The following is a 14588-nucleotide window of genomic DNA, read 5'->3' on the forward strand; positions in this document are numbered from 1 at the left end:
AGCGAGGGATTTAAGGGTAAGCAGAGCGCACCTCACCAATTTATCTAGTCCAGATAATACCGCAACAGCCAGCCTTCTGCATTAAAGGTCTGAGCCCTTTGGTCATTGTTGAGGTGGATTTTGGTTTTGTTGGGTACCTCCACTGTATTGCGGTACCTGGAGTCGTAGATGTGGAGGCGGGGTGCGATTTTAGGGCTGTTGGTTTCATACTTGTCCTCGCCGGCTCCGCCCCATACCTTTATCTTCAGCTTTGGCGCACTATCACTTTTAAAGATAAACTCATCGTCGCCGCTTAGGCCGTAAAGCTCCAGCAGGCGGGTTTCGGAAGGGAGAAAGACCCGCTCGTAGATCAGCTTCTGTATTTCACCGTCCTTCAGCGTTTTGTACACCTGCACCAGCACATTTCCGTTCTGCATTACTTCGACCTCAAAATGCTCGTGCTTATCGGAGCCTACCACCTGCACCTGTCTGGCCAGCGTAGTATAGTAGTTGCGGGCCATTTGCGGCAGGGCATCGCGTCGGGATTTAAGTTTGCTAATGATTGATTCAGCTGTGAGGGCGGCGATAGTATCGGGAAGGGCACTGAAGGCTTGCTCAATCACCTCATCCGTCAGGGCATGCTGCACGCTGTCGGCAATTTCCTGCCAGTCCTGCCACTCCAACTGCACAAGTATAAGCTCGTCCAGGTCGCGGCCACTGCGGTTCAGTTTTTCCAGTCGGCTGGCGTTTATACTTTTCTTAAAGCTCTGGAAGTTCGGTTTTACCCCGAAGCGCTGCAGCAGCCAGGGCACAGGGCCATCATCCATCTTGTAAAAGATGTTGTCGCGGTCGCGGGGGATGGCCTCGTATACGTACGCATTCTCGTCATACTCTGTCTCGGCCCAGCGCCAGTTATCTTCGTGGCGGCTCCAGTCGCCGAGCAGCATATCAAACAGGCGAGAACGCAGGAACAGCCGGGCGTCAAAGTATGAGTCGTTGTCGGTGAGGCGTTCTGTAATGGCGGAGCGGGAGCTCTTCACCTGCTCGGAATTACCCATAGGGCTGTAATCGGATTGATTATCCGTAGGGCGGCGCTCCATCAGAGCGACGGTGCCCCCCATCTTATCCATAAACTCACCCAGGCGCGGGTCGTGGGGCACGTATACCAGTTCGGGCTCCAGGTAATGTATGCCGATGGCTTTGGCCATGTGGGGCAGCGCCAGCGGTGCATAAGGGTTAGTGGCTGAGGTGGCATCGCGAATTAAGTCGGCCAGGTAACTTTTCTGAAGTTTTTGTGGCAGGGCGCTGGCAGGCTCTTTGTCCAGGGAGCGGATAACATACTCGGTGCCGGTACTATCCTCCATGCGCATGTTGATGGTCTGGCGGCTGCCGCCCATCTGTAGTGGTTTTAGCCCGCCATAGGCGGTGCCGATGTCCAGAACCGGAACCTCTACCGGGGTGGTCCAGGCAGGGCGGTAGTGCTTTCCGTAGAAAAAAGTATGCAGGCGGCTGCGACCATAGTGCTCTCCGGCTGCCAGGGTAACGGTGCTGTCAGCATAATCGGGTACTTGGGATGGGATGTGGTCAGGCTGCCGAACCTGGTGTACGCTGTGGGTAAAGCGCTCACTGCAGGATGCCAGGCTGCTTGCCAGTATCAACAGGAAAATATATAGTGTGCTAGGGTGTGTCATGTAGGTGCTTTTGGGTACTAGAACCATTACGGGTTGTGAAAGTATAGTATAGTGGCTTTGGCTAAAATCCTTCCCGGTCGAAAGCATGAACACGCACGTCGCTGGTGCGCTTGTCTTTGGTTTCTGAGCTGCCTTCCAGTTCCGTACCGCGCGTTGTGTCGTATACCCAGGTTTTCTTTCCCCAGCCATTCACTTTAGAGGTGTCTTTTATCTCATCCTCGCCACGGCCTCCCACTATCTTTATTCTGATGCCCTTCTTAACTTCGCCGCTCACTTCAAACTCATCCTCCTCGGCTAGCCCGTGCAGCGTGATCAGCTTTGTTTCGTCGCGTTTAAAAATGCGGTGGTACGTTATCTTATCATCTGACTCGCGGCGCACGGTAACCTCCGTCTCCTCATCGTTCAGGCGTTTTACCTCAAACTTGTCTTTTTCGTCGGTGCCGGCCACAAGTACTTCCTCTGCCAGTATACTATAAAACTCTTCGGCAGCCTTGCGCAATTGGTTGCGGCGGCTGATAAGCTTGCGTTTGGTGGTTTCGCCCTCCAACTTGTACACCTCCTCCGGAAACTGCCGCACTGCGCGTTCAATTACCTCATCTGTTATACTTTGCTGCAACTCTACAGCCAGTGAGTCGAACTGCTGCCGTGTAACCTGTGAGAGGGCGCGGCTATCGATAAACTCAGAGTTAATGGTAAGGGCATACACATCGTTAAAGTCCTCGTCAAAAGACTCAAACTTACGGATGGCCCAGTTGCGGCTGAAGATCCAGGGGATGAGGCCATCCTGAAAACGGTAGAAAGCATTGTCGCGGTCTTTGGGGATGGGGCGATAATACTGGTTGCCATGGCGCTTGTATTCTGCCCACTCCCATTGCCCCTCATGGCGGTCCCAGTCGTTTATCAGCAGGTCGAAGAGGCGGGCCTGGGCAAAGGCCAGTTGGTCTATAAAATGGTCATCTTCTTCATACCGCTTGTTCAGCACATCCAGGCTTCCAATAATGTCGGAGGCGTTCCCGGGCATGTCCTCCACGGTGCGCTTGTCGTTATACTTTTCCTCCAGCATGTATACTTTGTCGCTGGCCACCTCCTCGTATTCCCCGAAGTCAGCATCATTAGGGCGCACATACACCAGCCGCGGCGTGGCGTGCGGAATGCCTGCGGCTTCTGCCATAGGCGGAAGTATAAGCGCACCGTAAGGGTTTGCCGCTGAGATCTGGTCGCGGAGAATGTTGGCCACAAAAGTTTTGCGCCATACTTTGGGCAGCACTTCAGAGGGCTCCTTATCCAGGGAGCGGAGGGCATAGGTGAAATCGTCGGGGCCAACCAGGGTGAAGCTGGTGGTCTGGAAACCACCCCCGATCTTCTCTATCTCCAAACCGCCCCAAGTGGTGTCCATCTCAAAGACCGGAACGGTTACGGGCGCCAGCCAGATCGGCCGGTGGTGCCGTCCCCAGAGCAAGCGGTGCAGGAAACCGCGCTTATAATGCGCACCCGCTTTTATGGTAACGCTGTCCACGGACTGGGGGGCAGTTTTCAGTTGCCGGTATACTTCAGCGTCTACCACGGGTGTGTCGGAGTAGAAGTTTTTTCTGGCACAGCCAGCTGAAGTAATGATAAGAAGGGCAAGTATAACCTGCCTGCAATATAGCTTCATACAGATGTGAATCCGGTTAATAAGCATATTTAACGTAATTCAGGTATAATGTTTTCAGGTGAACCACCCTTAAATATTAGGCAAGGGAAAGGGAGAGCAAGTAAAGGGCAGATTAGGGTTGGCTGTACTATAGAGGAATAGCCTAATGCTACAGGAACTATGGTCAAAGAAACAGCAGTGCCCTTATGCGCAGGAAACCAAAGGTATGAGGCGCATTTTTATTGACTGTTGTCTAAACAAATATTGTGATAAATAAGAGAAATCCTTCTACCTTTGCACGCTTCTAAAAATATAGCTTTGCAAAGATATATTGTATTATCCCTGTTTATACTTGCCACGCTGGCTAGCCACGCGCAAACCCGTATTTCGGGGCAGGTAACGGATGCCGCAACGGGCGAGGCCCTTCCTTTCGTTGGCATCTATGTTAAGAATACAGCTATCGGAACCTCCACTGATGTGGAAGGGAAGTATAACATTCGCCTGACCACCACCCCCGACTCCCTGACGGCTGCCTTTGTGGGCTACCTACCGCTGACGCTGCCAGTACAGAAAGGGGTAGCGGTGCAGACCCTGGACTTTAAACTAAGCACCAATGCGCAGCAGCTGCAGGAGGTTGTGATTCGCCCCGGCGAGAACCCTGCCTGGCCTATTATGCGGCGCGTTATGGACAATAAAAACACAAACGACAAGCGCAAGCTTACGGCTTACCAGTACGAGGCCTATACCAAGATGCAGTTCGATGTGGACAACGTGGGGCAGCAGAAAGGCAAAGGCGTGGTGGGCAAGGCCATTACCTCATTGGTAGATTCCCAAATGTACCTTGCCGGAGAAGACGGTAAAAAGTTGTTGCCGTTCTTTATCTCGGAGTCGCTCTCTGACTACCATTATACCCGCGACCCGAAGCGCAGCAAGGAAACCATAAAAGCGACCAAGGTAACAGGTATCGGCCTGCAGGACGGCACGCTGGTATCGCAGGTGATCGGCAGCAACTATCAGGATTATAACTTTTACCAGAACTGGGTGAGCGTGCTGCAGAAAAACTTCATCAGCCCTATTGCCGACGGCTGGAAAGGCTATTATACTTATGAGTTGGAGGATAGCACCTTTATTGGCGATGACTGGTGCTATGAGCTGAGCTTTAAGCAGAAACGCCCGCAGGACCTGGCCTTTAACGGCCGCATGTGGATCACGGCGGATGGCTACGCGCTACGCAAGCTGGATGCGACGGTGAGCAAATCGGCCAACATCAACTTCGTAGAGCGTATCGCCCTGAAGCAGGAACTGCAGCAGGTGGGGGAGAAGGCCTGGATGCCCTCAGGTATAGAGGTGAAGATAAAGATCGTGGGCCTTACGCCAAAACGCCCAGGTATTCTGGCAAAGGTGTATACTTCTTACAGGAATGTGGTGGTGAACCAGCCAAAAGATACCGATTTCTTTGATAAGCCGGTGGAGCTACTGGCAGGGGCCGGAAAGCAGGCGGAAACTTTTTGGGAGGAGCGGCGCCACGATACCCTCAGCCTGGCCGACCAGCAGGTGTACGCCACCATCAACGCCCTCCGCGAAACACCGAAAATAAAGCGTTTTACGAACATAGCCACGGTGCTGGGTACCGGCTATAAGAGCTTCGGAAAGGTAAGCTGGGGACCATGGCCTTATACTTTTGCCTATAATGATGTGGAGGGGCACCGCTTTCAGTTGGGCGGCAAAACCAACATCAATTTCAGCAACAAATTGGAACTGCGCGGCTATGCAGCCTACGGCACCGAAGACGACAAGTACAAGTATAGCGTGGGCGGGCGCTACATCCTGAGCCGCAAGCGCTGGAGTGAGTTTGGCTTTACGCATTCAGAGGATCTGGAGCAGGTAGGCCTGATGTCGGATAAGCTGGAGGCGAGCCCGTTTTTCCTGGGCTTCTCACGGTTCGGGGAACTGCGCCGGCCTGTGCTGGTGCGCGAAACAAGCTTATACCTACAGCGCGATGTGCTGCGCGGCGTAACCGAGCGCATCAGCATGCGCAAGCGGCACTTTAACCCGCAGTATGATTTTGCCTATTACAAGAACGGTCCTGAGAACCCGGATGAAACAGCCAGCAGCTTTACCTCCACAGAGGTGAGCTTCCTGACGCGCTATGCCAAAGATGAGGTGTATGTGGAGAACGACAATGAGCGCATCAGCCTCGGCAGCGGCAGTCGGCCTATACTCAGCCTGAAGTATACCTTGGGCCTGAACAACGCCCTCGGCTCTACAGTGGATTACCAGCGCGTGGACCTGGGGCTGGAGCAGGAGTTCGTGATGGGCCGCCTTGGCAATGCACTCTACAGGTTGGAGGCCGGCAAGATCTTCTCGCCGGTGCCCTACCCGCTACTGGAGGTGCACACCGGCAACGAGACCCCTTTCTACTACGACGCCACCTATAACCTGATGGACTACTTCGAGTTCGCCAGCGACACCTACGCCTCACTGCACTACGAGCAGTACTTTGAGGGATTGCTGTTGAACCGCCTGCCGCTCATCAAAAAACTGAAATGGCGTGTACTGGGCTCGGCAAACATCTTGTACGGCAGCCTCAGCCAAAGCAACCTTGATCTGATGCCTGCGCTGACACCTGCCGGTAATGTGCAGGAATCATTTAAAGGCTTAGGGAATACTCCTTATGTGGAGCTGGGTTATGGCATCGAGAACATCTTTAAGATTCTCCGTGTAGATGCTTTCCATCGCCTGACGCACCTGGATGAGGGAGCCAGAAAGTTCGGCCTGAAGTTCTCGGTGCAGTTTAAGCTGTAGGAAGTATAACGTTGAATTATAAAAGCGCCGGAGCCGCAGGTTTATACCTGCAGCTCCGGCGCTTTTTGTTGCCGCTCCTGGTTGGGAGCTAGAAGCTGGACATATTATTTTACCTGCTTCAAGTTTCCAACTTGGAGCTTTGCTTGAGGCCAGTTTTCAACTGGCATGAGCCGCTTTGTATAGGATCGCCAGTTGAAAACTGGCCTCATAAAAGCCACAAGATACAATCTTGCGGCAGGAAATAGACAAATGGTGCGTTAAATGAAATTTCTACCGCACCACCTTCGCCATTTTTCTTTGCACCGGCTTTGGTTCTTGCTGCGGCTGCTGGCGGTAGTACCAGATTACGAAGCCTGAGACGGAAAGTATACCGGGCATCAAACCGAAAAAGGCGTACAGCAGCTTCACAAACAGGCCGGCATAGTCGCCGAAGTGGATGGGGTGCAGCGAAGTAAGGAAACGGTCGAGCCAGGGCTGGTCGCGTACAAAATATGGATCGCTCAACGCACCGGTAGAATAGTCTGCCTGTATTTTGCTGTACAGCCTGCCGTAGTAGGAGGGGTCTGACGCCAAGCGGCCCATCAGTTGTATCTTTCCTTCCGCGTTCACCGGGAAGCGCAGATAAGTGATCTCGAAGTCTGGGTAAGCGGCTTTTGCCGCAGCCATGGCGGCATCCACGGAGGTGGTTATCTCCGGCACAGCCACTTCTTTCGGGCCACCTTTAAGCGCAGCATTCACGACCGTAATGGCCAGCGAAAGGCCCGTAACGCACATCAGCAGGTTAAAGGCTAGCGCCCATACGCCTATGATGCGGTGCAGGCTGGAGAACATGCTTCTACGGCTCTTAAAGCTTATCTTCTGCCGGAAGGTGAGCACCTTAACCAAGGACCTGCGGTAAAGTATAAACCCGGTGATGGTGAGCAGCAGCAGCGCCAGCCCCACCAACAGCACCACGATTTTACCCGGCGTACCCGAGAGCAGGTTGTAATGGATGTTGAGCACCACGTACGAGAAACGGTTGTGCGCCTGCCCCACAGTAGACAGCTTTTCACCGGTTTCGGGGTGCACGAACAGCCACCTGCGCAGCTGCCCCTGCCGTAGCTCGTAATGTAGCGCCTCGTCCGGCGAGGCAGGCAAAGACGGTACCCGAATGTCCCAGCCCGGGTTCTCGGCCCTCACCCAATTAATAGACTTATCTACGTGCAGTGCTTTGGCCGGAGTCTGAAGTTGGGCATGGCTGGCGAAGGCTGCCTCGTCGATGTCATCATCAAAAACAAGTATAACGCCAGAAAGGCTGATAACCAGGATAAACATCCCGGCTATCAGCCCGCACCAATGGTGAATGGAAAAGGTTTTTTTAACGCGTTTCTTCAAAGTATTACCACTTGTAGGCGGCACCAAACTGGAATCTGGCACCATTTGCCCTTGTAAAGTTATCGTTGCGGCCATACCAGTAGGCCTGTGGCAGGTAGTAAGCTTTGTCCAGCAGGTTTTCCACGCCCAGGTTCAGGCTCAGTTTTTCGGTGGCCTGGTAAGAGGCAGCCAGATTAAATACATCAAAAGCCTTCACCGGACCCTGACCAGAGCTATAAGCACCTTTCGCGTTCGGCTCAAACCTGTCGCGCTCGCCTGAGTAGACCCACTGCAGGTTCACGTTCAGGTTTTGCACCGGCTTCAGGTTCAGGTAAGAGGTAAACTTAAATGGCGGGATGCGCAGGCTGGTCAGGTATTTGTCCTCGCTGCCGTTGTAATCTCCGTCCTTGTCAATATCGGCCTTACCTTCGCTGTAGGAGGCATTAGCCCCAAGGGTGATCTTATCAGAGATGAACAGGTCCACTAGTGCCTCAAAACCCTCCACGCGCTCCGGTGCACGCTCAATCTCGTATACCCCGGCGTCGTTAGCAATCAGGTTGGCGCCCAGCCTGGAGGTGCTCACAAAGTAAGCTCCGCTAAAGGAGGCGATACCAATCTGGCTGTGGAATCCAGCCTCATAGTTGTTCACGATCACTGGCTCCAGGTCCATCTGCGACAGGAAATCCTCTTTGGCGCTGCGCACATAGCGGCCCACGTCTATCATCGAGAAGCCCTGCGAGTAGCTCACGAACGGTTTGAAATATTCCAGGCCAGAGTAGCGCAGGCCGGCGTTAAACGTGTTGGCATTGAACTTCAGCTCTCCGCCCTGCACATAATCACCGCCGGCACCACTTGCCAGCACCAGCTGCTGAAAATCATCTACGTTGATGGAAACGTTGTCGAAGCGGTAGCCCGCCTTAAAGTTCAGGTCCTGCAGAATATTCAGTTGCAACTGGGCGTAAGGGGCCAGGTTTTTCAGGTCCATTTCCGGAACCCAGGTGCGGCCATCTACCAGCGGCTGCGAAGTTACGTCATTCAGGTAATCGGCGCCATACACCACGCTGCCTTCTACACCCTGGCTGATTCTGAAAGGCGTGTTTAGATTAAGGCGCACGCCTTTCTTGGCTGACTTAATAGTAGACTGGCCTCCGTTCTCAAAGTAGGGCGTGTAGCCGTACACCGTGTAAAAGTTCTGAAAGTACGTGCTCAGCTCCAGGTTGGTGTTCAGGAACAGTTTTTTGCCGATGTAGCGCAGCTGCGCGTTGTGGTTATATTTGGTTCCCTCCGGCTCGCCTTTTACCTCGCCTTTCACGCCGATAGAAGGCGTTACGCCATAAACGCCCTCCTGCAGCACATAGTCGGAGTTCTGGCGGCTGCCGAAGTAATTGTACATGGCCTCCACACGATGGTCGGAGCTGAAGTTATAGCCTGCCTTGGCAAAGCCGTTGTACATCTTCGTGTCGCCGAGGCCATACACTGGGGAGATCACCTCTCCCTCGCCGTCGCGCATCACACCTGTCTTCTCGTAGGTGCCGCTGGCTACATAGTCGAAATCATCTACCTTGCCGCTAAACTGTTGCGAAATGCGGCCCCCGAAAGTCTCATCCGAGTGAAACAACATGCCTGTGCCCGTTAACGAAGTAGCGGCGCTGAAAGGCTTGCTGGTGTTTGGCTGCTTGGTGATGTAGTTGATCAGGCCGCCGTCGGCACCGTTGCCATACACGGCAGTGGCGCCTTTTACAATCTCCACGCGCTCAATGGCGCTTGGGTCGATGGTGCGGACATCGCGGCTGCCGTTGCGAAGGGGCGTAGACTGCGGGATGCCGTCCACCATGATCAGGGCGTTGCGGCCGCGCAGGGTCTGGCCCACATTACTGGTGGTGTTGCTGTTCATTGCCAGTCCCGGAACGGTGTTGGCCATGATGTTACCCAGGTCGGTGCTGATCTGAGACTGTATCTGCAGCGTGCGGGAGTCGAGCACATGCACCGAAGCCGGCGTCTCATCCAGCGTTTCCACTGTGCGGCTAGCCGACACTACTACCTCATCCAGCGTGCTGGCACTTGGCTGCAGGGCGAAGTTCAGGTTTAGATTATCTCCAGCGTTTAGCGTGATGGGTTGGCGCACCGATTTATAGCCCATGCCACCCACGCGTAAAGTATAGCTGCCGGGTTTGATATTGCTGAGGGTGAATTCTCCGGCTGCATTGGTGTTAGTGCCCAGAACTGTTCCTTCCAGGGCCACTGTCAGAAGTTCCAATGCCTGCCCTTCTTGGGAGGTTACTTTGCCGCTGATGCTTGCATTCTGGCTTTGCGCCTGCCCAACGGACCAAGCAAAAAGCGTTAGAACCAGGAGTAGATACTTTTGCATGTATATAGGTGCTTTATTTAGACTGATTATAGATAAGGCAAAATTATAACCTGTAGTCGAGCCGGGCAAGTGTTATTTAAAATAATTCTAAATAAATTCAGGAGATGTTTAAAAGCAGCTGTATGAAAGCCAAAGTGCCTGCCACAGGACTGTAGCAGGCACTTTGTTTTAAGTATAGATCAAAAGGATGGCAGCCCCTGGTCAGGATCTGCCGGTGTGATTACAGTTTTACAAACTCCACCCGCCGGTTGTTAGACTTCGCCTCTGGCGTGCTGTTCTTGTCTATAGGTTTAGACTCGCCAAGGCCTTTGGCTGCCAGTCGGTCTTCGGTGATGCCCTGCTCCACGAGGTAAGCTTTCACGGCTTCGGCGCGCTGCTGGCTCAGTTTCATGTTCAAGTTGTCGTCGCCGTCGCTGTCGGTGTGGCCCTCTACCGTAAACTTAAGTGTTGGCTGCTCCTGCATCAGCTTGGCTATACTTGCCAGCGTGCCCACCGACTCCGGACGGATGGTGGCCTGGTTCACGTCGAACTTAATGCCGTAGGTCACGATTTTGCCATCCGCCATTACCTGGTCGTACAGCTTTTTACCGCCCTCGGCAATCATCACGTTTTTCACCATCGTGGTGGCGTCAATGCGTTTGTCTATCTCTATGCGCAGTCCGGTTGGCTTACCGTCCACATTTGGGATGTTGATCAGGCGGTGCTCATCCAGGTATACTTTCATGCTCCGTTTGTTAAACGAGATAGCCAGGTGTCGCCATTGGTTTTTAACACCTGTGGAAGCAAGTTCTTCTGATGCCGAGCCGAAAGTTTTGAATCTTACTTGGTTCGCTCTTACATCAATGGGGTCCCAGTAGTCGCCGTTTACTTCTCGCTTATAGGTATCCAGGTCATCCACCAGGAATATATCGTAAGCCACGTTACCATTATCGCTCTCGAAGAACAGGTCCATTTCGATCGTGAAAGTTTCTGGTAGCCAATTTTGGCCTTTCATCAGCGGGTGTATACTTGTGCCTGTCTGCACCAGGTTAATCACTTTCTCCTCTCCAAGTACAGCAACCTCTGCATTGCCTTGGTTCAGGTCCCAGCGCGACGGGAACTCACCTATTTCCTCGCCGGCCAGGTTATCTGCGAACATGACCTTATCGCCCGGCACAAAATCATACTTGGTCCAGGCTTTCATTCTACCTTCTTTGGCGCCGGTTGCACTGCTGCCGTTGTTACTGTCGCCGGAGGCTTCTGCTGTGGCGCCCTTTTCGCCAGCAACCTTGGTATTGCCGTCCAGAGTGTCGTCAATGGTTTTGTCGATTTTCTGGTCTACTTTCTGGTTGATCTTGTTCTTTAGTTTATTGGCCACGTTAAACTGCGCTTGGGCCGGCAATGTAAACAGAGCCAGCAGAAAGGCACTGGCAATTATTGAAACTTCTCTCTTCATAGTTTTATACCTTTGAAATATAAAAGTATAAAATATGCTTTTTAAATTATAAAATTGTATTATTTTATTTGTTTCTGGTGAGCCATACCTTAGTGTATAGCAGGAGGAGTAGGGTAAATGGCAAAGGTAAAGGTGTTTACTGCAAGAAAATTGCAGTGCTTAAAGGGGGTAAAGTATGAGGCAGGAAAAGCAAAAGCCCCGGCTGGAGTTAACCAACCGGGGCTTCTATGTTTAATTTATACGTGTAAGTATAAAGCCTTACGCGTTAGCTTCAGCTCTGGACATACGGTTACGCTCGTTCTCGTCGAGGTAAATCTTACGCATGCGGATGCTCTTTGGCGTTACCTCCAGGTACTCATCCTTCTGGATGTATTCCATGGCTTCTTCCAGCGAGAAGTTTTTGGCAGGGGCGATCTTCACGTTGTCATCAGAACCGGAAGCACGCATGTTTGTGAGCTTTTTGCCTTTCTGGATGTTTACCGTGATATCATTCTGGCGGCTGTGCTCACCAATTACCTGGCCCATGTAAACATCTACACCCGGGTCAACGAAGAACACGCCTCTGTCCTGCAGCTTATCGATAGAGTAAGCAGTGCCTGGGCCAGTCTCCATAGAGATGATGGAACCGTTGTTACGTCCAGGAATTGCGCCTTTGTACGGCTCGTAGCTCTGGAAACGGTGGTTCATGATGGCCTCACCTGCCGTAGCGGTAAGCACGTTGTTACGCAGGCCGATCAAACCGCGCGCCGGGATGTTGAACTCCAGGTGCTGCAGGTCTCCCTTCGGCTCCATAATGGTGAGTTCGCCTTTACGCATTGATACCAACTCAATAACTTTACCGGCAGTCTCCTCCGGAACATCCACTACCAGGTGCTCGATTGGCTCGTGGCGCTGGCCGTCAATTTCTTTATAGATTACCTGTGGCTGGCCAACCTGAAGCTCATAGCCTTCGCGGCGCATGGTTTCGATCAGTACAGACAAGTGCAGGATACCGCGGCCGAACACTAAGAAAGAGTCTTCACGGTCGGTTTCCTGTACGCGCAGGGCCAGGTTCTTCTCTGTTTCCTTCATCAGGCGGTCACGCAGGTGGCGTGATGTTACGAACTTGCCCTCTTTGCCGAAGAAAGGAGAGTTGTTGATCGTGAACAGCATGTTCATGGTAGGCTCGTCGATAGAGATACGTGCCAATGGCTCCGGATTCTCAGCATCAGCAATCGTATCGCCAATGTCAAAGCCTTCGATACCGGTTACAGCGCAGATCTCACCGGCTGATACTTCCTGTACCGTTTTTCTGCCAAGGCCTTCAAAAATCTGGAGCTCCTTGATACGACCTTTCTTGATAGAACCGTCTGCTTTGCAAAGCGAGATCGGCATACCCTCTTTCAACGTTCCGCGGTGCACACGGCCAATCGCGATACGGCCCACGAAAGAAGAGTAGTCAAGGGAAGTGATCTGCATCTGCGGTGTACCCTCGCGGTAAGGGGCAGCAGGAATCACATCAATGATGGCATCCAGAAGAGGCGTGATGTTGTCGGTTGGCTGTGTCCAGTCGGTGCTCATCCAGCCCTGCTTAGAAGAACCGTACAGCGTGGTGAAGTCCAGCTGGTCTTCTGTCGCCTCCAGGTTAAACATCAGGTCGAACACCTGCTCGTGCACCTCGTCAGGGCGGCAGTTTTCTTTGTCAACTTTGTTTACCACCACAATCGGCTTCAGGCCAAGCTGGATGGCTTTGCTCAGTACGAAACGTGTCTGAGGCATGGCTCCTTCAAAGGCGTCTACGAGCAGTAGTACACCGTCTGCCATTTTCAGTACGCGCTCTACCTCACCTCCAAAGTCGGCGTGACCAGGGGTGTCGATAATGTTGATCTTAACGTCTTTATAACGAACCGACACGTTCTTAGAAACGATCGTGATGCCACGCTCACGCTCCAGGTCGTTGTTGTCCAGAATAAGGTCGTCAAACTGCTGGTGCTCTGCGAATAGCTTGGAAGCATGGATGATCTTGTCCACGAGCGTTGTCTTGCCGTGGTCTACGTGTGCGATGATCGCAATATTTCGAATATTTTGCATTGAATTGGTTTTTCGAGCCGCAAAAGTACTAAAAAGGCTTCAGACTTTTACTAGGTAGCTCGAAATAAACAGGTTATGGTTGTATTAATTTATTTCTACAGCTGTATTTGGTACAGTTATGGAGCAAACATTACATTGTTAAAGTTTGTTTCCTAAGGTGTTAGGTATTTTAAATTAAGAAAGCCGGCCAGGCTTTGAGCTCGTAAGTATAAGTATGAGAGTATTACAGATAGTTTGCATGATGGCGCTGCTGAGTTTTACAGCATGCGCACAAGAAGACACAACAGCCGAGTACACCGCCACCACCGCCTCGGCAGGCGATGAGCCCTTGGAACAGGCGGTAATAGCAGCCCTGAACGATGAAACCCTGAAGGATACCGTGGTTAAAACTGAGGCAGAGTGGAAAAAGCAGCTGACGCCGGAGCAGTACTACGTGCTGCGGCAGGAGGGCACAGAGCCTCCCTTCAAAAACAAGTATGACCGGAACAAGAAAAGGGGCATTTACTACTGCGCGGCTTGCGACAACCCCATGTTCAGCTCCAGCACCAAGTTTGACTCACGTACTGGCTGGCCTAGTTTCTACGCACCAATCTCCGAAAAACGGATAAAAGAAGTAGAGGACAGGTCCTATCCGGGTGAGGTGCGCACCGAGGTAGAATGCGCCCGCTGCGGCTCCCACATCGGCCATGTTTTCCCGGATGGGCCGGAGCCAACGGGCCTGCGGTACTGCCTTAATTCTGCGGCGCTAAACTTTAAAGAGGTAAAGTGATTTTAGTTGCGAGTTGTTAGTTATTGGCCTCTCAACGGAATAAGCGAGGTAGGTGCTGCTTGTACTTCTGAACCGGGGAGCGACTCTCTTGTAAAGTATAAACCAACAGCCATCACCATTAACTAACAGCTACCCTCTGCCGTACTCTAAACTCTAAACCAAACAAAACGAAACTATGGAAAAGCTACATTCAGAAGCTGATAATATAGAGAACGCCGCACAGTGCATTGTAGAAGCCTTCAAGAAGTTTGAGGTGCGGGAAGGCAACGTGCTGCATTACCAGCAACTGTACCCATTCCTGCAGGAAAAATACCCACATTATAAAGATGTGCAAAAGGAGGCAGAGCACCACCTGGCTAAAGAAGGTTACGTAAACCCTGCTCCCGATGGCCTGATGCTAACCCAGGTGGGCCACGAGCATGTGTGGGGTGAGAAGTAGCCCTTGGTTTACCACTGACTGGTAAGTTAGCCTGATAAAAAGCTGA

At 52.3% G+C, this 14588-nt stretch carries 9 protein-coding genes; 3 read left to right on the forward strand and 6 right to left on the reverse strand.

Going from position 1 to position 14588, the window contains the following annotated elements:
- Positions 1-44: 44 nt before the first annotated feature.
- Positions 45-1670: a hypothetical protein gene (locus tag OO017_RS02515; RefSeq protein ID WP_266050856.1), complete on the reverse strand. Its 1626-nt coding sequence runs from the start codon at positions 1668-1670 to the stop codon at positions 45-47.
- A gap of 61 nt (positions 1671-1731) precedes the next feature.
- Positions 1732-3324, reverse strand: a complete 1593-nt coding sequence (locus OO017_RS02520) for a hypothetical protein (RefSeq protein WP_266050857.1) — start codon at positions 3322-3324, stop codon at positions 1732-1734.
- Between the two features lie 297 nt (positions 3325-3621).
- Between OO017_RS02520 and OO017_RS02525 the strand changes: the two genes are divergently transcribed.
- A complete protein-coding gene (locus tag OO017_RS02525; protein WP_266050858.1) occupies positions 3622-6108 on the forward strand; it encodes a DUF5686 and carboxypeptidase-like regulatory domain-containing protein in 2487 nt (828 codons plus the stop codon).
- A gap of 270 nt (positions 6109-6378) precedes the next feature.
- Here the strand turns inward: OO017_RS02525 and OO017_RS02530 are convergent, their stop codons facing one another.
- The 4 genes from OO017_RS02530 to typA form a co-directional block, all read right to left on the reverse strand.
- Positions 6379-7482 carry a PepSY-associated TM helix domain-containing protein gene (locus tag OO017_RS02530; protein ID WP_266050859.1) on the reverse strand — a complete coding sequence of 368 codons (1104 nt, stop codon included), beginning with the start codon at positions 7480-7482 and terminating at the stop codon, positions 6379-6381.
- Between the two features lie 4 nt (positions 7483-7486).
- Entirely contained in the window at positions 7487-9829 is a 2343-nt protein-coding gene (locus tag OO017_RS02535) for a TonB-dependent receptor (RefSeq protein WP_266050860.1), read from the reverse strand.
- A gap of 220 nt (positions 9830-10049) precedes the next feature.
- Positions 10050-11264, reverse strand: a complete 1215-nt coding sequence (locus OO017_RS02540) for an OmpA family protein (RefSeq protein WP_266050861.1) — start codon at positions 11262-11264, stop codon at positions 10050-10052.
- Between the two features lie 258 nt (positions 11265-11522).
- On the reverse strand, positions 11523-13334 hold the full coding sequence (gene typA / locus OO017_RS02545) for a translational GTPase TypA (protein WP_266050862.1): 1812 nt from the start codon (positions 13332-13334) through the stop codon (positions 11523-11525).
- Between the two features lie 214 nt (positions 13335-13548).
- On the opposite strand from typA, the gene msrB reads away from it, so the two are divergent.
- Together msrB and OO017_RS02555 are read left to right on the forward strand one after the other, a co-directional pair.
- On the forward strand, positions 13549-14103 hold the full coding sequence (gene msrB, locus OO017_RS02550) for a peptide-methionine (R)-S-oxide reductase MsrB (protein ID WP_266050863.1): 555 nt from the start codon (positions 13549-13551) through the stop codon (positions 14101-14103).
- A 175-nt stretch (positions 14104-14278) separates the two neighbouring features.
- Positions 14279-14542, forward strand: a complete 264-nt coding sequence (locus tag OO017_RS02555) for a hypothetical protein (RefSeq protein WP_266050864.1) — start codon at positions 14279-14281, stop codon at positions 14540-14542.
- Positions 14543-14588: the final 46 nt, after the last annotated feature.

This window comes from Pontibacter anaerobius (assembly GCF_026241195.1).
GTDB lineage: Bacteria > Bacteroidota > Bacteroidia > Cytophagales > Hymenobacteraceae > Pontibacter > Pontibacter anaerobius.

What these genes read in the sequence shown, in the direction of transcription:
- OO017_RS02515 (WP_266050856.1), bottom strand. Translation starts at nt 1,670, where the DNA reads ATGACACACCCTAGCACACTATATATTTTCCTGTTGATACTGGCAAGC.
- OO017_RS02520 (WP_266050857.1), bottom strand. Translation starts at nt 3,324, where the DNA reads ATGAAGCTATATTGCAGGCAGGTTATACTTGCCCTTCTTATCATTACT.
- OO017_RS02535 (WP_266050860.1), bottom strand. Translation starts at nt 9,829, where the DNA reads ATGCAAAAGTATCTACTCCTGGTTCTAACGCTTTTTGCTTGGTCCGTT.
- OO017_RS02540 (WP_266050861.1), bottom strand. Translation starts at nt 11,264, where the DNA reads ATGAAGAGAGAAGTTTCAATAATTGCCAGTGCCTTTCTGCTGGCTCTG.
- typA (WP_266050862.1), bottom strand. Translation starts at nt 13,334, where the DNA reads ATGCAAAATATTCGAAATATTGCGATCATCGCACACGTAGACCACGGC.
- msrB (WP_266050863.1), top strand. Translation starts at nt 13,549, where the DNA reads ATGAGAGTATTACAGATAGTTTGCATGATGGCGCTGCTGAGTTTTACA.
- OO017_RS02555 (WP_266050864.1), top strand. Translation starts at nt 14,279, where the DNA reads ATGGAAAAGCTACATTCAGAAGCTGATAATATAGAGAACGCCGCACAG.